Raw genomic sequence first — 19,875 nt, forward strand, 5'->3', positions numbered from 1 at the left:
AATGCGGGGACAGAAAGTGCAAGATCGGCGCGGGAGGGCGGAGGGGGGTTAGTCGCAGCCGTAGCCGTCGTTGTCGCGGTCCAGGTCGTAGATGTCGGTGCCGATGACTTTGACGGTCCCGCGGACGTAGGCGGGTCCGTTTCCGGAGCCGGGAAGGCAGTCCACGTCGCTGGCGATCGGGACGCAGGGGCTGTAGTTCGGGTCGCAGTTCGACTTCTTCTTGGTGCCGACGGCTACCACCTCGGTCACCGGTTGCTTCGTCACGGTGGACTTGACCAGCTTCTTACCGGTCTGCACGCCGTCGGTGGTGGTCACCTGGTAGGTCAGCGTGCGGACGCCGTCGACGCCCTTGGTGCGGACGACCCGCTTGCCTTCGGCCAGGGACGCGTCCTTGACGGTGCGCTGACCGTGCCGGATCGCGGCCCGCTCCGTCACAGTCGTCACCCGCACCACGGGCGAGGGTGCGGCGCTGGAGGGGGTGGGCGCCGGCGTGGCGGAGGGCGCGGCCTCCGGTGACTGCGCCTGCGCGGGAGCCTCCTGCGTGGGCTCGGCGGGGGCGGCCACGATGGGTCGCTGCGCCTCTTCGGCCGCCGTGCCGGTGCGCTTGGGTTCCGGCTCGCCGCCCAGCGCGCTGACGATGGCGGTGCCGGCGCAGCAGAGCAGCAGGACGGAGAGCGCGACCGAGCCGAGGATCACGGCGAGGCGGCGGCCTGGGCTGGCGCGGCGGAACCAGTTCGGGGCGGCGGGCGGCTGAGGTCCGGGGCCGTACGGCGGTGGGTACGCAGGCCCGGTCGGTGGTTGCATCGTCACGACGATGAGTGTCGTCGCAAGTACTACCGGAAATATCCACCGTCGCGCCGGTCGCCTGCTCCGTTCGCCCGCCGGCGGATCATCGGCGGGATCAGCCTTGGCCGCCGACAGTTCTCCGTGGATGGCGGGTCGGCCGGTCGACCGGTCCGTGGGGCCGACCGCGCAGGGCCGATCGTGTGGGACAGAACGCCCGCAAAAGCAGACACAGCGGGCGTACGCCCGGAGCGGTGGCGGAGTCCGACGGGAACGGTACGACAACTGTGCCCCTGAGTCGTGGATACGACTCAGGGGCACCGCACCGTCAGCCGATGCTGATCAGCGCGTTGTCCAGTTCGCCGCGGAACTGGTCGTTGTTGCTGAGACCCGGCCCCTTGGCACCGATGTTGACCTTCGCGGTGCTGGTGATGGTCATCGTGGCGCCCGTCGCGGTTTTCACGGTCTCGCTGCCGACGATCAGGCTGAGCACGTCACCGCGCCGCTTGCACTGCACGAACTTCCAGCCCTGGTCAGCGATGGAGGTGTCGGCGGTGATGAGCAGCGACGCCGCCCCGTCGGGGCCCGCACCGGCGATTCGACAACCCGGCTTGCCGTTGTCGAGCTGGAGCTTCCACTGTGCCGGGTCGGCGAAGACGCCCTTCTGGATGAGATTGGCGCCGCTGGTCACCTGCCCGGTGGTCACCTTCACCAGCGCGCTGATGGTGAAGTCCTGACTGCCCGGGTTGAGGTTGGCGGCGTCCGGGACCTGGACGACCGCGCTGCCCGAGGCGGGGAAGGCGAGCGCCGGGCTGGCACCCCCACCGCTGGGGCGGGTCGTCCGCGAGATGGCGCCCGGGGCGCTCACGGCGATGCAGCCGGAGTCGCCGAGGGTGGCGACGTCAGCGAAGCAGCCGGACGTCCACGGACCGGGCTCGACCTGTCCGGTGGGGGTGGCGTCGAAGTCCAGCCGCAACTGCTCAGTGGCGGCGTACGCGGGTGCGGTGTCCACCAGGACGGCGGCGGCGAGAGCGGTGACGCCCAGGGCGAATGCGGACATGGCACGACCCATGACGGTCCTCCAGGGATTGGGCTGCGGGCCCCCGTATGGCCGCAGCGCCCCACCATGATCACTGTGGCTATGACTGCTGTCAATGCCCCCTCAGCTCTCCCGCATCCCCCACGGCGAGCCGTAACTTGTGAGCAGGTCGAGGAAGGGCACCGGGGGCAGCGCCTCCGGCCCGAGCACCCCCACACCGGTCCACGCTCCGGTGGCGAGCAGTTCCAGCGCCACCACCGGGTTGACCGCGGTCTGCCAGACGACCGCCTGGTGGCCGTACTCGCGCATCGACCATTCGTTGTCGACCACGTGGTAGAGGTACACCTCCCGGGGCTTCCCGTCCGGGCCCAGGCCACGCACCCAGGTGCCGGCGCAGGTCTTGCCGCGCATCCGCTCGCCGAGGGTGGCCGGGTCGGGCAGGCAGGCGGCGACCACGTCGCGCGGGGACACGTCGGCGCCGCGCACCCGGACCGGGGAGACGCCGTCCAGGCCGAGCTTGTGCAGCGTCCTGAGCACGTCGATGAATTCGTCGCCGAGGCCGTACTTGAAGGTGACCCGGCGGGCCTTGACCCAGCGCGGGATGAGCAGCACCTCCTCGTGCTCCACGTTGACGCACTCGACCGGCCCGATCCCCTCCGGGAAGTCGAAGACCTCGGGCTCACTGAACGGCTCGGTCGTGTACCACCCCCGGTCGGCCTCCCAGACCACCGGCGGGTTGAGGCACTCCTCGATCGTGGTCCAGATGGAGAACGAGGGCGCGAAGTCGTAGCCGTCGACGGTCAGGTTCGCCCCGTCCCGCACACCGATCTCGTCGATCTCGCTGAACAGCTCGTCGGCGGCGTACCGGGCGAAGATGTCGGACAGGCCGGGCTCGATGCCGATGCCGCCGAGCGCGAGCCGGCCGGCCTCCTCCCAGGCGGGGGCGGCGGCGAACTGTTCGTCGCCCAGCTTCACCCCGGTTTGCGCGTGCGGCTGCGACGGGTGCGGGCGGGACAGCGACATCGCCATGTCGAGGTAGTCCGCGCCGGCCGCGAACGCGCCGTCGAAGATGGGCATGACGAAGCGCGGGTCGACGGCATTGAGCACGTGGGTGATCCGGTGCTCGCGGCACAGCGCGGTGACCGCGTCGGCCGAGGAGGCGTCCACCTGGGCGGCGACGAAACGGTCGCCGTGCCCGGCCACCGCGCGGGCGGCGCGGTCCGGGTCATGGTCGGCGACCACGATCGTCTCGAAGAAGGAGCGTCGGGCGGCGATGGCTACGGCGGCGGAGCCGACGCCACCGGCGCCGACGAGCAGGACACGCATCAGGAATCAAACCCCAAACCAAGACGATCGAGAGTACGGAGCCACAGGTCGCGTCTGCCCTCATGCGCATCGGCGCGGGCCATCGACCGGCGGGTGAGATTGATGCCGACCGCGCGGACGGGTTCCGGCGGGAACGGCAGGGGCTTGCGGCGGACCAGGTCGAGCCGGGTCAGCGGGGTGTCCCCGCCGGCCAGCAGGTCGAGCAGCACCCGGGCGGAGAAGCGGGTGGCCCCGACGCCGAGGCCGGTGTAGCCGGCCGCGTACGCGAGTCGACCGCCGAACGCGGTGCCGTAGAACGGGCAGAACCGGGTGCAGGTGTCGATGACGCCGCCCCAGCGGTGGCTGAAGCGCACGTCGGCGAGCTGCGGGAACGTGGTGAAGAAGTGCTGGGCGAGGGTGGTGAAGGTGGCTGGGTTCTGCTCCAGCTTGGGGGCGACCCGGTTGCCGTAGTGGTAGACGGCGTCGTAGCCGCCGAAGAGGATCCGCCCGTCGCGGGTGATCCGGTAGTAGTGGAACTGGTTGCCGGTGTCGGCCAGCCCCTGCCGGTTGCGCCAGCCGATCGCGTCGCGCTGCGCCGGGTTGAGCGGCTCGGTCATCAGCACGTGGTCGTAGACGGGTACCACGTACGCGCGCAGCCGGCGCAGCAGTGGCGGAAACGCGTTGGTGGTCAGCACGACCCGGCGGGCGCGTACCGAACCGGGCGCGTTGTCCGGCCCGCCGACTGTCGACGCGCGCAGGGCCGGGCCGTCGGCGCGCAGCCCGGTGACCCGGGTGTGCTCGTGCACGCGTACGCCCAGGTCGAGGCAGGCCCGGCGCAGCCCCCACGCCAGCTTCGCCGGGTCCACCATGGCGACCCGGTCGGCGTCGACCATGCCGCCCAGGTACGTCGGCGAGTTGACCTCGGCGCGTACCTCGTCGGTGTCGAGCAGCCGCACCCGGTGGCCGTACCTGCGGGCCAGCTCAGCGTCGGCGGCCAACCCGTCGAGCTGGTACGGCTCGACGGCGACGGCCAGTTCGCCGGTGCGCTCGAAGTCGCAGTCGATGTCGAACTCCGCGACGGTGGCGGCGATCGCGTCCAGGTTGGCGCGGCCGAGGCGTTCCAGCTCGCCGATCTCGCCGGGGAACCTGTCGACGCCGTTGGCCAGGCCGTGGGTGAGCGAGGCGGCACAGAACCCGCCGTTGCGCCCGGAGGCGGCCCATCCGCAGGTCCCGGCGTCGACGAGCAGCACGTCCCGGTCCGGCTCGGCCCGCTTGGCCTCCAGGGCGGCCCAGAGCCCGCCGTACCCGCCGCCGATCACCAGCAGGTCGGCGGTCTGCGCGCCGGTGAGCGGCGCCAGTGGGTCGGGGCGCTCCGGGCGGTCCAGCCAGTACGGCACGGGCGCCGCGTCGGCCAACGCCCGGCCGGTATGCGGGACGGTCATGACTGCGACCCGGTCAAACGGCAGGCGTGCGGGACGGTCATGACTGCGACCCGGTCGGACGGCCCGCATCAAGGGCGGTCATGACGAGCGACGCGGTTGCGGCACCGGGCCGGCCAGCAGCGCGGCGCGGCGGGCCCGCCTCCCGCGCAGCGAGCTGAGCCCGACCAGCAGCAGCGCGATCGCGAACATCGCGGTGCCGATGACGTTCACCTGCGGCGGGATGCCCCGCTGGGCGGCGCCCCAGACGTACATGGGGAAGGTGACTGTCGTGCCGGCGTTGAAGTTCGTGATGATGAAGTCGTCGAAGCTCAACGAGAACGCCAGCAGCGCGGCGGCCACGATGCCCGGCAGCACCAGCGGCAGGGTGATCCGCCGGAAGGTCTGCCACTCGTTGGCGTAGAGGTCCATGGCGGCCTCCTCCAGCCGCCGGTCCATTCCGGCGAGCCGCGCCTTGACCGTGACCACCACGAACGACACGCAGAACATCACGTGCGCGATGACGATGGTCCAGAAGCCCTGCGGCACCCCGGCCGAGACGAACAGGGCCAGCAGCGACGTGCCCATCACCAGCTCCGGGGTGGCCATCGGCAGGAAGATCAGCACGTTGACGCCGGACCGGCCGCGGAAGCGGTGCCGGACCAGCGCGAACGCCATCAGGGTGCCGAGCACGGTGGCGACCACCGTGGCGATGAAACCGATCTGCACGCTGCGCACGACCGCGTCGCACATGTCGGAGGTGGCGCAGGGCTGCCGCCAGTTGTCCAGTGTGAACTCGTTGAAGTCGTACGACAGGCGGCTCGACGGGCGGTTGAACGACAGCCCGGCCACCACCAGGATCGGCAGCGCCAGGTAGCCGAGCACCAGCAGCGCCACGATCATCACCCAACGGTCCGCCAACCAGCGCGAAAGTTTCACAGCACCTCCTCCGTGCCGGCCCTGCGCAGGTAGCCGAAGACCACCGCGAGGATCGCCGCCATCAGCAGGAACGACAGCGCGGCGCCCTGCGGGTAGTCCAGCCGGACCAGGAACGCCGAGTCGATAACGTTGCCGATCATGTATTCGTTCGGGGTGCCGAGCAGTTCGGCGTTGATGTAGTCGCCGCTGGCCGGGATGAAGAACAGCAGCGTGCCCGCGACCAGACCGGGCATGGACAACGGCAGGGTCACCCGGCGGAACGCCTGGACGCCGCTCGCGTACAGGTCGCTCGCCGCCTCCAACAGCCGGGGGTCCAGCCGCTCCAGGCTCGCGTACAGGGGCAGCACCAGAAACGGCAGGAAGTTGTACGTCAGGCCGAGCACCACCGCGAACGGCGTGGCCAGCAGCCGCCCGTCCGGCGCGAGCAGGTGCACGTCCCGCAGCAGGCCGACGAGCGCGCCGTTGTCCGACAGGATCGTCTTCCAGGCCAGCGTTCGGACCAGGAAGCTGGTGAACATCGGCGCGACCACGCACACCAGCAGCAGGTTCTTCCACCGGCCGGCCTTCTGCGCGATGGCGTACGCCAGTGGGTAGCCGAGCAGCAGCGCCAGCACCAGGGCCAGTCCGGCGTAGCCGAACGAGCGCAGCAACTGCGGCCAGTACGCCTGCACGACGTCCGGATAGTTGCCGAACGCCCACGTCATCGCGTACCCGGTGGAGAGCGAGCCGCTGGGGTCGTAGAGGCTCGCCGCGGCGAGTTGCAGCAGCGGCACGCCGAAGAACACCAGCAGCCAGACCGCGCCGGGCAGCAGCAACAGGTACGGCAGGAGCCGGTGCCGCCCGGACCGGGCGGCACGTGGTGGGGACGGCAGCTGCCCCGGTTTGCTGGGGGCCAGGAGGGTCATGACGACGCGCCCACCGGCTCGTCGAGCACCGGCGTGGTCCGGTCGGTGTCGGCGGCGTCGCGCGCCAGCAGGAACGCGTGGCGTGGATCCCAGTACGTCACGGCCTCGCTGCCCACCGGCACCGGCACCTGGGCGCCGTCGTTCGCCGCGAAGACCGACAGCTCGGTGCCCCAACCGGTGCGCAGCAGGTACTGCGTGCTGACCCCCACGTAGGAGGCATCGGTGACCACACCGGCGACGTGTTGGTGTCCTTGGGGGACCTGGTCGGCGGAGCCGACCAGATGCAGCTTCTCCGGGCGTACCCCCAGGTGGACCGGACCCCGGTCGGCGCGCGACCGGCCGGCGGGCACCGAGAAGCGCGCGCCGTGCGCCGTCACCGCGACCTCGCCGCCGCTCGTGCCGGCGGCCTCGCCGGCGAGCAGGTTGGACTGGCCGAGGAAGTTCGCCACGAACGCGGTGGCCGGGAACTCGTAGAGGTCGGCCGGGGCGCCCTGCTGTTCGATCCGGCCGGCGTTCATCACCGCGACGGTGTCGGCCATGGTCATGGCCTCCTCCTGGTCGTGGGTGACGTGCACGAACGTGATGCCGACCTCGGTCTGGATGCGCTTCAGCTCGATCTGCATCTGCCGGCGCAGCTTGAGGTCGAGCGCGCCCAACGGCTCGTCGAGCAGCAGCACCTGCGGCTGGTTGATCAGAGCGCGGGCCAGCGCGACCCGCTGCTGCTGGCCACCGGAGAGCTGGGCCGGGCGGCGGGGGCCGAAGCCGTCGAGCTGCACCAGCGACAGCATCCGCCGGACCTGGTCGTCGACCGAGCGGATGCCGCGCCGCCGCAGCCCGAAGGCCACGTTCTCGAAGATGGTGAGGTGCGGAAAGAGCGCGTAGCTCTGGAAGACCGTGTTGACCGGTCGCTTGTACGGCCGCAGCCGGGCGATGTCGGTGTCGCCGAGCAGCACCTGGCCGCTGGTCGGCTCCTCCAGCCCGGCGATCATGCGCAGCGTGGTGGTCTTGCCGCAGCCGGACGCGCCGAGCAGCGCGAAGAACGAGCCCTGGCCGATCGTCAGGCTGAGGTCGTCGACGGCGGTGAAGATGCCGAACCGCTTGGTGAGGTCGGCCAGGCGCAGGTCGCCTGCGGGTGTCTCGCGCGCCATCGGAGTCACGCCCCGATGACCTGCTGGAACTTACCCTCGTACTCCTTCTCCTGCTTTTCGTCCAGGGCCATGAACACCTTGGACTTCGCCAGCAGCGCGTCGTCGGGGAAGATCAGCGGGTTGGCGGCCAGGTCCGGGTCGATCTTCTCCATCTCGGCCTGGGCGCCCTTGACCGGGCAGATGTAGTTGACGTACGCGGCGAGCTTCGCCGCGACCGCCGGCTCGTAGTAGTAGTTGATCAGCGCCTCGGCGTTGCCCTTGTGGGTGGCCTTGTTCGGGACCATCATGTTGTCGCTGTAGAGCATCGCGCCGGAGTCCGGCGCGACGAACTGCACCTTTTCGTTCTCACTGGAGAGCTGGATGACATCCCCGGACCAGCCGATGCACGCGGCGATGTCGCCCTTGGCCAGGTCGGGTGCGTAGTCGTTGCCGGTGAACTTGCGGATCTGCCCGGAGTCGACTGCCTTCTTGAGCTTGTTGAGCGCGTCGTCGAACTGGGCGGCGGTGAAGTTCGACGGGTCGTGCCCGTTCGAGCCGAGCAGCAGACCCATCGTGTCGCGCATCTCGCTGAGCGCCGTCACCTTGCCCTTGAGGTCGGGGCGGGTCAGCAGCTCGTCCACCGTGCGCAGCTCCTTGGTGACGCTGCCGTTGAACGCCAACCCGGCCAGGCCGGACTGCCACGGGATCGAGATCCGGTTCTCGGTGTCGAACGAGCGGTTGAGCAGCGACGGCAGCAGGTTCGCCTGGACGTTCGGGATCTTCGCCGCGTCGAGCTTCTGGATCCAGCCGAGCCGGATCATCCGCGCGGCCATCCAGTCGGTCAGCACGATGATGTCCCGGTCGGTGCTCTGGCAGGCGGCCAGCTGGTTCTGCACCTTGCCGAAGAACTCGTTGTTGTCGTTGATGTCCTCGGTGTAGGTGACCTGGATGCCGGTCTTCGTGATGAACTCGTCCAGGCTCGGCCGCTTCGACTCGTCCTTCTCGTCGACGTCCATGTACTGCGGCCAGTTGGAGAAGGCCAGCTTCTTCTCGGTGCCGGACAGGTCCTCGCTGACGCAGCCGGCCTCGGTCTGCTGGGCGCCCTTGGTGCCGCAGCCGGCGAGACTGCCGCCCGCAGCGAGCAGGGCGGCCGATCCGAGAGTGCCGGTGAGCAGTCCACGCCGGGAAAGGGGCCGGAGGGGAGTACGCATGACGACTCCTAGGGGGTCATCGTCGGCGGGCGGGACGGGGGAGGCGCGCGCCGGCGGGAATGTCGGGAGGGTCAAGTACCAGGGACGACTGATCCTGACATGAGACACCCTCTCTCACAAGGGATTCCGTTGCGGGGTTAGCGATGCACGACGAAATACGCCAGACTGCGCGGGGGCACACGCACGACATCACGATTCGGGACATGGGGAGCGCACGATGACGAACCGGCAGCACGAGAGCGGCAACGGCGGTCGACGCGTCGCCGTACGTGAAGGCGCCAATCACGCTCTGCTGGACGACGTGGCCAAGCAGATCATCGAACAGCTCCAGGAGGACGGCCGGCGGCCGTACGCGACGATCGGCAAGGCCGTCGGCCTGTCCGAGGCGGCGGTCCGCCAGCGGGTCCAGCGGCTCCTCGACTCGGGCGTCATGCAGATCGTCGCGGTGACCGATCCGCTCCAGCTCGGCTTCCCCCGCCAGGCGATGATCGGGCTGCGTACCGACGGCGACCTGGAGGCGGTGGCCGACCGGCTGGCCGAGCTGGACGAGGTCGACTACGTGGTCATCACCGCCGGATCGTTCGACCTGCTCACCGAGGTGGTCTGCCGCAACGACGACCACCTGCTGGAGATCCTGCAACGGCTGCGCGCGGTGCCCGGCGTGCTCGCCACCGAGGCCTTCGTGTACCTCAAGCTGCGCAAGCAGACCTACACCTGGGGTACGGCCTGACGCACCGCTCGCCGGTGCTCGTCGGCACTTGATCGACTCGGCTTTCCGGAAGTCGGGGTGTCCGGGTCGCCCTGATGCCCCGGTTTCCGTGAACCCGAGTGGATCAGCGTGCCGTTGCCCGGACTGCGTCGACGAACGACGCCCAGGCGGTCGGCGAAGGTCAGGGTGCCACCGTCGCGGTCCTGCTGTCCCGCACCAGCACCCGACCGGGCAGGTTGTCGGTCACTCGGTACACGCGGCGGCGCACGATAGCCACGCTGAGAGTCGATGTCTCCGGCCTACCGGCGTGTTGCGGTGGGACGTGTTGGCGTGCATCCAGGACGCACACCGAGCGCCCCCAAGGTGTCCCACCAGCGTCCCCACGCCCACCCCGGGCCGGCCCCGCCGATGATCCACTCGACTTCGCCGATGTCGCGGTATCAACCACGCCGTGATGCCACAACATCGGCGAACCGGAGTGGATCAACGCGTGAGGCGCGGTCGATCGCCGGCGCAGGGCAGGCGAGTGCCCCACATCTGGGGCAGCTCGACAGGGCTGGACCCCCATACCAGCAGGCCGCGCGACGATGCGAAATCCGTTGTCAAGGCTGCAACCACTCGCTGATTCCGTCGCGGTCAGCCCGTCACGCTACTGATACCACTTGCCCCAAGGGCATCGGCTGTGCGATAACCGTTGGCAGAGCGGCCGGCTTCACCCCTTTGACCGGCCCGACGACCGATGGGGCTGACATGGCCAACGCCACCGACCACCTCTGGATGCACTTCACCCGGATGGCGAGCTACTCCGCCGGCGAGGTGCCGACCATCGTGCGCGGCGAGGGCGCGTACGTGTGGGACGCGCAGGGCCGCCGCTACCTCGACGGGCTCGCCGGGCTGTTCGTCGTCAACGCCGGCCACGGCCGCACCGAGCTGGCCGAGGCCGCCGCCAAGCAGGCCGGCGAGCTGGCGTACTTCCCGCTCTGGTCGTACGCGCACCCGAAGGCCGTCGAGCTGGCCGAGAAGATCGCCTCGCTCACCCCCGGCGACCTGAACCGGGTCTTCTTCACCACCGGCGGCTCCGAGGCCGTCGAGGCGGCGTGGAAGCTGGCCCGGGCCTACTTCAAGCGCACCGGTCAGCCCAACAAGTACAAGGTGATCAGCCGGTACATCGCCTACCACGGCACCTCGATGGGCGCGTTGTCGATCACCGGTCTGCCCGGCATCAAGAGCGACTTCGAGCCGCTGGTGCCCGGCGCGATCAAGGTGCCGAACACCAACTTCTACCGGGCGCCCGAGCACGGCGACGACGCGGAGGCGTTCGGCCGCTGGGCCGCCGAGGAGATCGGCCGGGCCATCGAGCGGGAGGGGCCGGACACGGTCGCCGCGGTCTTCCTGGAGCCCGTGCAGAACTCCGGCGGCTGCTTCCCACCCCCGCCCGGCTACTTCGAGCGGGTCCGGGAGATCTGCGACGCGTACGACGTGCTGCTCGTCTCCGACGAGGTGATCTGTTCGTGGGGTCGGCTCGGCGAGTACTTCGGCGCCGTCCGCTACGGCTACCAGCCGGACATCATCACCACCGCCAAGGGCATCACCTCGGGGTACGCCCCGCTCGGCGCGATGATCGCCAGCGACCGGCTGATGGAGCCGTTCCTCACCGAGACGGGCATGTTCGCCCACGGGGTGACGTTCGGCGGCCACCCCGTCTCCTGCGCGGTGGCCCTGGCCAACCTGGAGGTCTTCGCCCGCGAGGACCTCGTCGGGCACGTACGCGCCAACGAGACCGCGTTTCGGGCCACCCTGGAGAAGCTGTACGACCTGCCGATCGTCGGCGACGTGCGGGGCGACGGCTACTTCTACGGCATCGAGCTGGTCAAGGACAAGACGACCCGGGAGACGTTCGACGAGGCCGAGTCGGAGCGGCTGCTGCGTGGTTTCCTGTCGACGGCGCTGTTCCAGGCCGGCCTCTACTGCCGGGCCGACGACCGGGGCGACCCCGTCATCCAGCTCGCCCCGCCGCTGATCGCCGAGCAGCAGCACTTCGACGAGATCGAGCAGATCCTGCGCACGGTGCTGACCGAGGCGTGGTCGCGGCTCTGACCATGCGCTACGAGGACCTGTCGTACTGGCTGTCCACCCTGGACGAGCCGCTGACCCCTCGACCCGCGCTGCCCGGCGACACGGACGCCGACGTGGTGATCGTGGGCGCCGGCTACACCGGGCTGTGGACGGCGTACCACCTGGCCCGGGCCGATCCGACGCTGCGGGTCGTCGTCCTGGAGCGGGAGATCGCGGGGTACGGGGCGTCGGGGCGCAACGGCGGCTGGTGCTCGGCGCTCTTTCCCACGTCACTGACCGGGCTGGCCCGCCGGCACGGCCGCGACGCGGCTGTCGCCATGCAACGGGCGCTGCACGACACCGTCCGTGCCGTGGGCCGGGTGGTCGCGGCGGAGGGGATCGACTGCGACTGGGCCGACGGCGGCACCGTCACGCTCGCCCGCACCGGCCCGCAGCTCGCCCGGGCCCGGGCCGCCGTGGACGAGGCCCGCGCGTTCGGCTTCGGCGCCGACCACCTGGCGCTCCTCGACGCCGACGAGGCCGCGGCCCGGTGCGGCGCCGAGGGGGTACGCGGTGGGACGTACACCCCGCACTGCGCGGCAGTGCACCCGGCGAAGCTGGTGCGTGCTCTGGCGCGGGCGGTGGAACGCCTCGGGGTGCGGATCCACGAGCAGACCACGGTGACCGCGATCCGGGCCGGCGCGGCTCGCACCCCGGCGGGGACGGTCCGGGCGTCGGTGGTGGTGCGGGCCACCGAGGGGTACACGCCCGTGCTGCCCGGCCTGCGGCGCGCGGTGGCGCCGGTGTACTCGCTGATGGTGGCCACCGAGCCGCTGCCGGCACAGGCCTGGGAGCGGATCGGCCTGGCGGATCGGGAGACGTTCTCCGACCACCGGCACGTGATCATCTACGGCCAGCGGACGGCGGACGGTCGGCTGGCCTTCGGCGGGCGCGGCGCTCCGTACCATTTCGGGTCCCGGGTCTCTCCCGGCCAGGACCGGGAGCCACGGGTCTTCGCGGCGCTGCGACGGACTCTGGGCGAGTTGTTTCCGGTGCTCGGGCCGGACGTCCCGGTGACCCACGCCTGGGGCGGTCCGCTCGGGGTGGCCCGGGACTGGGCCGCCTCGGTCGGCTTCGACCGGGCCAGCGGGCTGGCCTGGGCGGGCGGCTACGTCGGGGACGGGGTGGGCGCCAGCAACCTCGCCGGCCGCACCCTGGCCGACCTGATCCGCGGCGAGCGCAGCGAGCTGACGAGCCTGCCCTGGGTCAACCACCGCTCCCCCGGGTGGGAGCCGGAGCCCCTGCGCTGGCTGGCGATGAACGCGGCCCTGCGCGTCATGACCAGCGCCGACGCACACGAGAACCGCACCGACCGACCTTCCCGCCGCGCCAGGACACTCTCCCGTCTCCTGGGGCAGTGACCGGGTTCAGTGGTTCGGGGGGATCACCCGGAGGTGGCCACGGCGGCCCGTCTGGTGGGGGCCTTCCGGGTGGGCCTGGTCGGGCTCCGGAGGGCGGGGTGCCGGGCGGGCGGCCTCGCGAACCGCCTCGGCGAGCGCCACCAGGTCGTCGGTGGTCGGCGGGGGCGGCTCGAACTCGCCCTCGTGCCGCACCACGTCCCAGCCGCGCGGAGCGGTGAGGCTGCGGGCGTGCTGCTCACACAGGTCGTACGTGTGCGGCTCGGCGAACGCCGCCAACGGGCCCACCACTGCTGTCGACTCGTTGTAGACATAGGTCAATGTGGCGACCGCTTGCCGGGGGCAGCCGTTACGGGAGCAGCGCCGTGGTGACCTCACGGCGGCAGGGTATCTCCATTACCGGGTCCGGCGCATCGCTTCGCGTTGCGACACGCCCGTCGTGGTGATCACAATTCCCGGTTCGGGTCGCGCCGCGCCAGAGGAGTGCCGCTGCCGCTGGCCGGCCCGGCACGGGGACTACCCTTTGCCTCATGACGAGCCCGGAACACCGCCGCCCCGGCCCCGGCCGGCGTGCGCACCGCGACCGGCACGGGCGTGGCCTGCGCGGGCGTCTGGTGCCGGCGACCGTGCCGTTGGCGCGGACCAAGGCCGAGGTCTTCGACGACCTGGTGCTGGACACCGTCGAGACGCTGGAACGGCGGTTCGCCAAGGAGCTGGCCGGTGTCGAGTTCGCCGTCGAGGACGTCCCACCGGACCTGAACGTCTACGACTCCGACGTGCTGGAGGACGGCGAGGTGCCGCTGGCCCGGCTGCTGCCCGGCCGCCCCGGCCGCCAGGAGGTGCCGCCGCGCATCGTGTTGTACCGGCGACCGTTGGAGTTCCGTGCCATGGACCGCGAGGATCTGGCCGACCTCGTCCACGACGTGATCATCGAGCAGGTGGCGAACCTGCTCGGGGTCGATCCCGACGAGCTGGCCTGAGCCGTACGCGCCAGCGAACCGCGCGCCCGTACGACGGCTGAGCCGGGCGGCCCCCACCGCCCCGACCCTGCACCGCTCAGGCGGCCCGCCGCTTCAACTTGCGCCGCTCCCGCTCGGAGAGCCCACCCCAGATGCCGAACCGCTCGTCGTGGCCGAGAGCGTATTCGAGGCATTCGGTCTTGACCTCGCAGCGCGAGCAGATTCGCTTCGCCTCGCGGGTCGAGCCGCCCTTCTCGGGAAAGAACGCCTCGGGGTCGGTCTGCGAGCACAAGGCCCGCTCCTGCCACTCCGGCGCGTTTCCGAGCAGGTCGGCCACCTCAAGCTGGCCGTCCATCAAATGCCTCCTTGTCGCGCACCGGCGTCATCGCCGCTGCAACCCCCCACGCGAAAGGCGTGCTTGTCCGTCCGGTCCCTTTTGTTGCGTTCCGTGCGAACAACCCCATTCAAATTACACGCGTGTAATGCGTGCGCCGTCAAGCCAAACTTGATAATGGAGTCGCCCTCCCGACACCCCTGGTCGGCCACCAGGACCGTCCCAGCCTCGCAACCTGCCCTATCGATTCAGACCCCGGCCGAGTAACGCCCTCTCCGGCGAGTTGCCCGACTTTTCTGCCGTGGCGCTCCCCCCGACGGGAGACCGCCAGCCCCCTCTCGCAAAGCTGATCTTGGTGGGGGACAGGTTAACGCGGCGCGGCGCAGACCGCCCGTCGAGCCGTGGACAGCATTCGCACCCCGCCCACGATGTGGACGGGGTGCGAGTGCAAAATGGCGCTCCGGGGTCAGCCGGTGGCCCCAAAACCGCTGCTGGGCCACACGAACTCGGCTATCCCTCCACCATGGACAGAAACGACGCCGGCGGACGTGTCCTCGTCCCACCAGACGGTATACATCCCGGCGGGAAGATCGGGATAGACCGCACTGTGGAACGACCCGTCCCGCACCCGGCGCTCCCGTACCGCCGAGTGGACGCGTCGATCATCGCCGCGGCTGATCTCGATCTCCCGGCCGTGCAGATCCCGACCCGTAAAGACGATCAGGGCGCCGGTGTCGCCACCCAGTTCGAGGACGACACTCCCCGTCTCCGACGGCCCGTACGTGTGCTCGTGCATCCGCCGCTCCCCTCGCCGACGATCAGGACGACGCCGGCGGGTTGTTGAACCCGTCGTACGGCGTACCGAGGTAGGGGAAGCTCGCGAGGAACGGGGCGGTCACATCGGCGGCGCTCAACCCCGGGGTGACCGCGGCGGCCGCCGCGTCCGGGCGGAACGTCTTGTCGACCAGTGGGACGGTCAACCCGGCGATCGCCCGCAGCGCGATGCTCACCACGTCGTCGCCGACCCGCCGCCCGTTGGGGAAGCCGGCCAGGTCGCCGCCGAGCACCCCGAACCGGTCCGGCTTGCGGTTCGGCGGGATCGCCGTGTTCAGCCGCAGCATGTCGGCCTGCACGTCGCCGGTGGCGTTGGTGAAGCCGTCGATCAGCCCGGCCGGTACGCCGGTGAGCAGGATCGCCACCAGGTCGGCACGGGCCTTCTTCGACTTGTTGAGCTTGTCCAGGTTGGGAAAGACGTCCGGGTACAGGGCCGGCAGCAGCGCGGCCAACTCGGGCCGCTCGACGAACTGGGCGAACCGCTTGTCCTCCGACGGTGGCAGCGAGTTCCACAGGTCCTTCTTGGACATCGGCACGATGACCTCGTTGAACAGCGGATTGCCCAGCCGGGAGACCTGGGTGAACGGACCGGTGGAGGTGTCCTGCGCGACCCGGTCACCGAGCACCCGGACCTGCCGGCGCGACGCCGACGTCCACACGCCGAGCACCGACGCCGGGTCGGCCCCGTCGTACCGGCTGGCACGGCGACGCACCTGCTTCAGCGGCACCTGCACGGCCAGGCTGTGCACGTTCATCCGGTCGGTGGCGTTGACCGGCTCCCCCTCGGCCTTGAAGATCTTCTTACCGGCGACGTGCAGCTGCTGGAACGGCCGCAACGTGCCGAGGTCGAAGATCGCCCCCAGGTCGACGAAGAAGCCGTCCGCACGCTGGCCGGCGAAGACCCGCTCCCCCGTCGACAGGGTGTAGGTGGCCTGCCGGACGAGGTCGGCGTACTTCGGGGTGGACAGCGGGCCGACGTTGCACGGCGGGCAGGGCAGCTTGTGCGCGAGGCGGTGCTCCCGGCCGTCGGTCACCCGGGTCAGGCTGTAGAACTGCCGGCGGTTCCAGTTCCTGCTGTCAAGCGACTCGATCGGCCCGGTGTTGTAGAGGAAGCTGTTCGGGTTGGTGATCTCGGTGGTGAACTCGAACCGGTAGGTGACGTCGGGCTGACCGTCACCGTTGTTGTCGATGTGGATCTCGTAGCGCACGTCGTCGCCGAACTCGAAGAAGTTCGGCCCGCCGGACGGGAGCTGCAAGGGCACGTAGTTGGCGATCAACGTGACCGTGTCGGGCTTGTCGGGGCTGACGAACGCGTAAAGGTCGGAGCTGTCGGCGACCGGATCCTTGGCTATCTCCGGGGCCTCGCGGTGGGAAGACATGGCGGACCAACCTCACTGGGCGGGGACTGATGGCGGGGCGGGACGGTGCGGGTCAGCGCCGGGCTGCGCGCCGCAGTCGGTCCGCCAGGCCACGGTCGCGTACCTCGATCCGGGACTCGCCGACGAAGACGTCCATCGTTCCGGACGCGGCGTCGCGCAGGTGCACGACGATCGGCTCATCGGCCCGACCCGCCGCGCCCGGCGCGTTCTGCGCCGCCGACAGGCCCGGCACGGTGAGCGCGGCGGCGCCGAGAGTGGCGCTGGCCGCGGCGGTCAACGTCTGCCGGCGGGTCAGTCGCGGCCACTGCCGCTTCCGCTGATCACTGGTCATGGGCAACCTTTCCGGCGGTGGCGCGTACGCGCCCGCGGTGACGGACGGGTCCGGTGCCGTCACGGTGACGCCGCCGGGCCCCTGAAGGGGACACCGGCGGCGGTCCTCGCCGCGACCGCCGCCGGCACCGCGTGGTACGGCCGGCGGCGAGAAAAGGTTCGACCTCAGCGCGGAGCGTGACCGTACGCAGTCGACCGCTTGCGCGCCGGACGACCGGCAGCCTTCGCGATGGCCCGCAACTGCTCCTCGGTACGCGCCGACCCGTTGTCGGAGCCGGCCATCCGGGAGATGGTCTCCTCCATCAGGGTGCCACCCAGGTCGTTGCAGCCACCCTGGAGCATCGCCACGGTGCCCTCGTCGCCGAGCTTCACCCAGGAGCACTGGATGTTGTCGATCCGGCCGTGCAGCAGCAGCCGCGACATGGCGTGCACGACCCGGTTCTCCCGCCAGGTCGGCCCCGGGCGGGCGATGCCGGCCAGGTAGATCGGCGCGTTGGTGTGCACGAACGGCAGGGCCACGAACTCGGTGAACCCGCCGGTGCGGTCCTGCACGCCCGCCAGCACCCTAAAGTGCGCCAGCCACTGCCCCGGGTGGTCGACGTGGCCGTACATCATCGTGGAGCTGGACCGGATGCCCAGCTCGTGGGCCGTGCTGACGACGTCGACCCAGGCGGCCGCCGGCAGTTTGCCCTTGGTGAGCACCCAGCGCACGTCGTCGTCGAGGATCTCAGCGGCGGTGCCCGGGATGGTGTCCAACCCCGCCTCGCGCAACTGGGTCAGCCACTCGCGCACCGGCACGCCCGCCTTCGCGGCGGCGGTGACGATCTCCATCGGCGAGAACGCGTGCACGTGCATCTCCGGCACGCGGGCCTTGATCGCGCGCACGATGTCCGCGTACCCGGTGACCGGCATCTTCGGGTCGATGCCGCCCTGGAGGCACACCTCGCTGGCGCCGGCCGCCCACGCCTGCTCGGCCCGATCGGCGACCTGGTCGACGGAGAGCCGGTACGCGTCCGCGTCCCGCTCACGCTGGGCGAACGCGCAGAACCGGCAGCCCACGTAGCAGACGTTGCTGAAGTTGATGTTGCGGTTGACCACGTAGGTGACGTCGTCGCCGACCGCGTCGCGGCGTACGTCGTCGGCGAGCCGGCACAACTCGTCCAGCGCCGGCCCGTCCGCGCCGAACAGCGCCAACGCCGCGTCGGTGTGCCGGGGATCGAGCAGCGCCGCCGGGTCGTCGGCCGCCAGCCGCAACCCGGCCGCCACGTCACGGTCCGCGCCACTGCCGGTCGACTCCGGCGGTACGCCCGCACGCCGCGCCGCCGCCTCGGGAGTGACCTTGCCGGCGACCTCGGACCAGTCGCCGTAGACGCTGTCGAAGTCGCCGCGCCGGTCGTCGGTGCGGCCGGTGGTGTCGATGGTGGCGTGCAGGTCGGTGCGCCCGCCGAACGTCTCCTCCGGCTCCTGCCAGGGACGCCCCTGCGGGAGGGCCGACTCGACAGCCATGCCGGTCGCCGGGTCGGCGAGGGCGCTCACGTGCGGCAGCAGCCGCGGGTCGAGCCACGGGTCACCGGCGCGCACGTACTCCGGGTAGATGGTCAGCCGCTCCCGCAGCGTGAACCCGGCCAGCTCGGTGTGCCGGGCCAACTCCTCGATCTGCGGCCACGGGCGCTCGGGGTTGACGTGGTCGGGGGTGAGCGGGGAGACGCCACCCCAGTCGTCGATGCCGGCGCGCAGCAACAGGTCGTACTCGCCGGCGATGAGGTTCGGCGGGGCCTGGATGCGGGCCTTCGGGCCGAGCAGCAGTCGGGCCACCGCCACCGTGGCGGCCAGGTCGTGCAGCTCCGCGTCGGGCATGCCCCGCATCGCCGTGTCCGGCTTGGCGCGGAAGTTCTGCACGATCACCTCCTGGAGGTGGCCGTACTCCCGGTGCGCGCGGCGGATCGCGAACAGCGCGTCCACCCGCTCGGCCGGCGTCTCGCCGATGCCGATGAGGATGCCGGTGGTGAACGGCACCCCGACCCGCCCCGCGTCGTCGAGCACCCGCAACCGGACCGCCGGCTCCTTGTCCGGCGAGCCGTAGTGCGGGCCGCCCGGCTCGGACCACAGCCGGGTGGCCGTGGTCTCCAGCATCATGCCCATGCTCGGCGCGACCGGCTTGAGCCGTTGCAGCTCCGACCAGGACAGCACCCCAGGGTTGAGGTGCGGCAGCAGGCCCGTCTCCTCCAGCACGGCCACCGCGCAGGCACGCAGATAGTCCAGAGTGGAGTCGTAGCCGCGCTCGTCGAGCCAGCTCCGGGCCGCCGGCCAGCGCTCCTCCGGCCGGTCACCGAGGGTGAACAGGGCCTCCTTGCAACCCTGCGCCGCGCCCGCCCGCGCGATCGCCAGAACCTCGTCGCGGTCCAGGAACGGCGCCGGCAGCCGGTGCGGCACGGTGGCGAACGTGCAGTAGTGGCAGCGGTCCCGGCAGAGCCGGGTCAGCGGAATGAAGACCTTCTTCGAGTACGTGACCACGCCCGGCCGCCCGGCGTCACGCAGCCCGGCGTCGCGGATCCCCCCGGCGGTCCGGAGCAGCTCGTCGAGCGCGTCGCCGCGGGCGGCGAGCAGCGCGGTCGCCTCGTCGACGTCCAGCGCGCGACCGGTCGCGGCCCGGCCCAGGGCCCGCCGCACGCTCGCCTCGCTCGGACCGGAGTGGGTGCGATCAACCATCCACTCAGCCTATGCGCAGCGCGAGCCCGACCCACCAGACCCAGCCCGCACCGTGGGAAACGGCACCACCCCGGGAGGTGCGCCCAACCCCGTCGATCATGAAGTTATCGCCACGACACGCCGTGCCGCCGGCAACAACCTCATGATCAACGAGGCCGCGGAGGTTAGCGGGGTTGGTCGGGGTTGATGTGTTGGGTGCGGTCGGCGTCGGGGTCGGCCGGGCGCCCGAAGACCTGGGTGGGATCGGCGGAGGCCGGCTCGGCGGACTGGCGCGGGATCGTCTGCGTCGGGTCGGCCGACGGCGGCTGCCCGAACGGCGGCGCGGGCGGCGCCGACTGCGGGGCGGGGTTGGCCGGCGGCGCGGACTGCGGGAACGGCGGCGCCGACTGCGGAGCGGCCTGGAACGGCGGGGCCGACTGCG

At 71.0% G+C, this 19,875-nt stretch carries 18 protein-coding genes and 1 pseudogene; 4 read left to right on the forward strand and 15 right to left on the reverse strand.

The features are described from left to right. Positions 1–48 precede the first annotated feature (48 nt). From B0E54_RS22020 to B0E54_RS22055, 8 genes are all read right to left on the reverse strand, one after another. Positions 49–804 carry a G5 domain-containing protein gene (locus B0E54_RS22020; RefSeq protein WP_234587745.1) on the reverse strand — a complete coding sequence of 252 codons (756 nt, stop codon included), beginning with the start codon at positions 802–804 and terminating at the stop codon, positions 49–51. A gap of 307 nt (positions 805–1,111) precedes the next feature. Then, a complete protein-coding gene (locus B0E54_RS22025; protein ID WP_234587731.1) occupies positions 1,112–1,843 on the reverse strand; it encodes a LamG-like jellyroll fold domain-containing protein in 732 nt (243 codons plus the stop codon). A 102-nt stretch (positions 1,844–1,945) separates the two neighbouring features. Then, positions 1,946–3,148 (reverse strand): saccharopine dehydrogenase family protein, encoded by a 1,203-nt coding sequence (locus B0E54_RS22030; protein ID WP_234587733.1) that lies wholly within the window; start codon positions 3,146–3,148, stop codon positions 1,946–1,948. Beyond that, positions 3,148–4,569 carry an FAD-binding oxidoreductase gene (locus B0E54_RS22035; RefSeq protein WP_234587734.1) on the reverse strand — a complete coding sequence of 474 codons (1,422 nt, stop codon included), beginning with the start codon at positions 4,567–4,569 and terminating at the stop codon, positions 3,148–3,150. Before B0E54_RS22035 ends, B0E54_RS22030 begins: the two co-directional genes overlap by 1 nt. A gap of 78 nt (positions 4,570–4,647) precedes the next feature. Next, complete coding sequence (locus B0E54_RS22040) at positions 4,648–5,484, reverse strand: ABC transporter permease (protein WP_234587735.1); 837 nt, start codon at positions 5,482–5,484, stop codon at positions 4,648–4,650. Then, the gene (locus tag B0E54_RS22045) at positions 5,481–6,389 is read right to left on the reverse strand and encodes an ABC transporter permease (RefSeq protein ID WP_234587736.1); all 909 of its coding nucleotides are present in this window, start codon (positions 6,387–6,389) and stop codon (positions 5,481–5,483) included. Before B0E54_RS22045 ends, B0E54_RS22040 begins: the two co-directional genes overlap by 4 nt. Then, a complete protein-coding gene (locus B0E54_RS22050) occupies positions 6,386–7,537 on the reverse strand; it encodes an ABC transporter ATP-binding protein (protein WP_234587737.1) in 1,152 nt (383 codons plus the stop codon). The genes B0E54_RS22045 and B0E54_RS22050 overlap by 4 nt, the downstream gene beginning before the upstream one ends. 5 nt (positions 7,538–7,542) lie before the next feature. After that, a complete protein-coding gene (locus tag B0E54_RS22055; protein ID WP_234587738.1) occupies positions 7,543–8,727 on the reverse strand; it encodes a spermidine/putrescine ABC transporter substrate-binding protein in 1,185 nt (394 codons plus the stop codon). Positions 8,728–8,944: 217 nt separating this feature from the next. On the opposite strand from B0E54_RS22055, the gene B0E54_RS22060 reads away from it, so the two are divergent. The 3 genes from B0E54_RS22060 to B0E54_RS22070 all read left to right on the forward strand — a co-directional run bounded on the left by B0E54_RS22060 (position 8,945) and on the right by B0E54_RS22070 (position 12,912). Then, positions 8,945–9,457 carry an Lrp/AsnC family transcriptional regulator gene (locus B0E54_RS22060; protein ID WP_139584073.1) on the forward strand — a complete coding sequence of 171 codons (513 nt, stop codon included), beginning with the start codon at positions 8,945–8,947 and terminating at the stop codon, positions 9,455–9,457. 729 nt (positions 9,458–10,186) lie between these two features. Beyond that, positions 10,187–11,533, forward strand: coding sequence for an aspartate aminotransferase family protein (locus B0E54_RS22065; protein WP_234587739.1), 1,347 nt, complete (start codon positions 10,187–10,189; stop codon positions 11,531–11,533). A 2-nt stretch (positions 11,534–11,535) separates the two neighbouring features. Then, complete coding sequence (locus tag B0E54_RS22070) at positions 11,536–12,912, forward strand: FAD-binding oxidoreductase (protein ID WP_234587746.1); 1,377 nt, start codon at positions 11,536–11,538, stop codon at positions 12,910–12,912. A gap of 6 nt (positions 12,913–12,918) precedes the next feature. Here the strand turns inward: B0E54_RS22070 and B0E54_RS22075 are convergent, their stop codons facing one another. Beyond that, on the reverse strand, positions 12,919–13,287 hold the full coding sequence (locus tag B0E54_RS22075) for a DUF3499 domain-containing protein (RefSeq protein WP_234587740.1): 369 nt from the start codon (positions 13,285–13,287) through the stop codon (positions 12,919–12,921). A 152-nt stretch (positions 13,288–13,439) separates the two neighbouring features. Between B0E54_RS22075 and B0E54_RS22080 the strand changes: the two genes are divergently transcribed. Beyond that, on the forward strand, positions 13,440–13,889 hold the full coding sequence (locus tag B0E54_RS22080; protein ID WP_007455785.1) for a metallopeptidase family protein: 450 nt from the start codon (positions 13,440–13,442) through the stop codon (positions 13,887–13,889). 76 nt (positions 13,890–13,965) lie between these two features. On the opposite strand, the gene B0E54_RS22085 is transcribed toward B0E54_RS22080, so the two are convergent. The 6 genes and pseudogenes from B0E54_RS22085 to B0E54_RS22110 form a co-directional block, all read right to left on the reverse strand. Further along, positions 13,966–14,223 carry a WhiB family transcriptional regulator gene (locus B0E54_RS22085; protein WP_007455784.1) on the reverse strand — a complete coding sequence of 86 codons (258 nt, stop codon included), beginning with the start codon at positions 14,221–14,223 and terminating at the stop codon, positions 13,966–13,968. Positions 14,224–14,668: 445 nt separating this feature from the next. Then, positions 14,669–14,998, reverse strand: a complete 330-nt coding sequence (locus B0E54_RS22090) for a phospholipase (protein WP_234587741.1) — start codon at positions 14,996–14,998, stop codon at positions 14,669–14,671. A 22-nt stretch (positions 14,999–15,020) separates the two neighbouring features. Continuing rightward, positions 15,021–16,415 (reverse strand): DUF4331 domain-containing protein, encoded by a 1,395-nt coding sequence (locus B0E54_RS22095; protein WP_234587742.1) that lies wholly within the window; start codon positions 16,413–16,415, stop codon positions 15,021–15,023. Positions 16,416–16,467: 52 nt separating this feature from the next. Further along, on the reverse strand, positions 16,468–16,746 hold the full coding sequence (locus tag B0E54_RS22100) for a hypothetical protein (RefSeq protein ID WP_234587743.1): 279 nt from the start codon (positions 16,744–16,746) through the stop codon (positions 16,468–16,470). 164 nt (positions 16,747–16,910) lie between these two features. Continuing rightward, positions 16,911–19,454: a bifunctional FO biosynthesis protein CofGH gene (locus B0E54_RS22105; protein WP_234587744.1), complete on the reverse strand. Its 2,544-nt coding sequence runs from the start codon at positions 19,452–19,454 to the stop codon at positions 16,911–16,913. A 164-nt stretch (positions 19,455–19,618) separates the two neighbouring features. Beyond that, positions 19,619–19,875: pseudogene (locus B0E54_RS22110) on the reverse strand (hypothetical protein); the annotation flags it as partial.

The organism is Micromonospora sp. MH99 (genome assembly GCF_021442385.1).
Taxonomy (GTDB): Bacteria; Actinomycetota; Actinomycetes; order Mycobacteriales; family Micromonosporaceae; genus Micromonospora.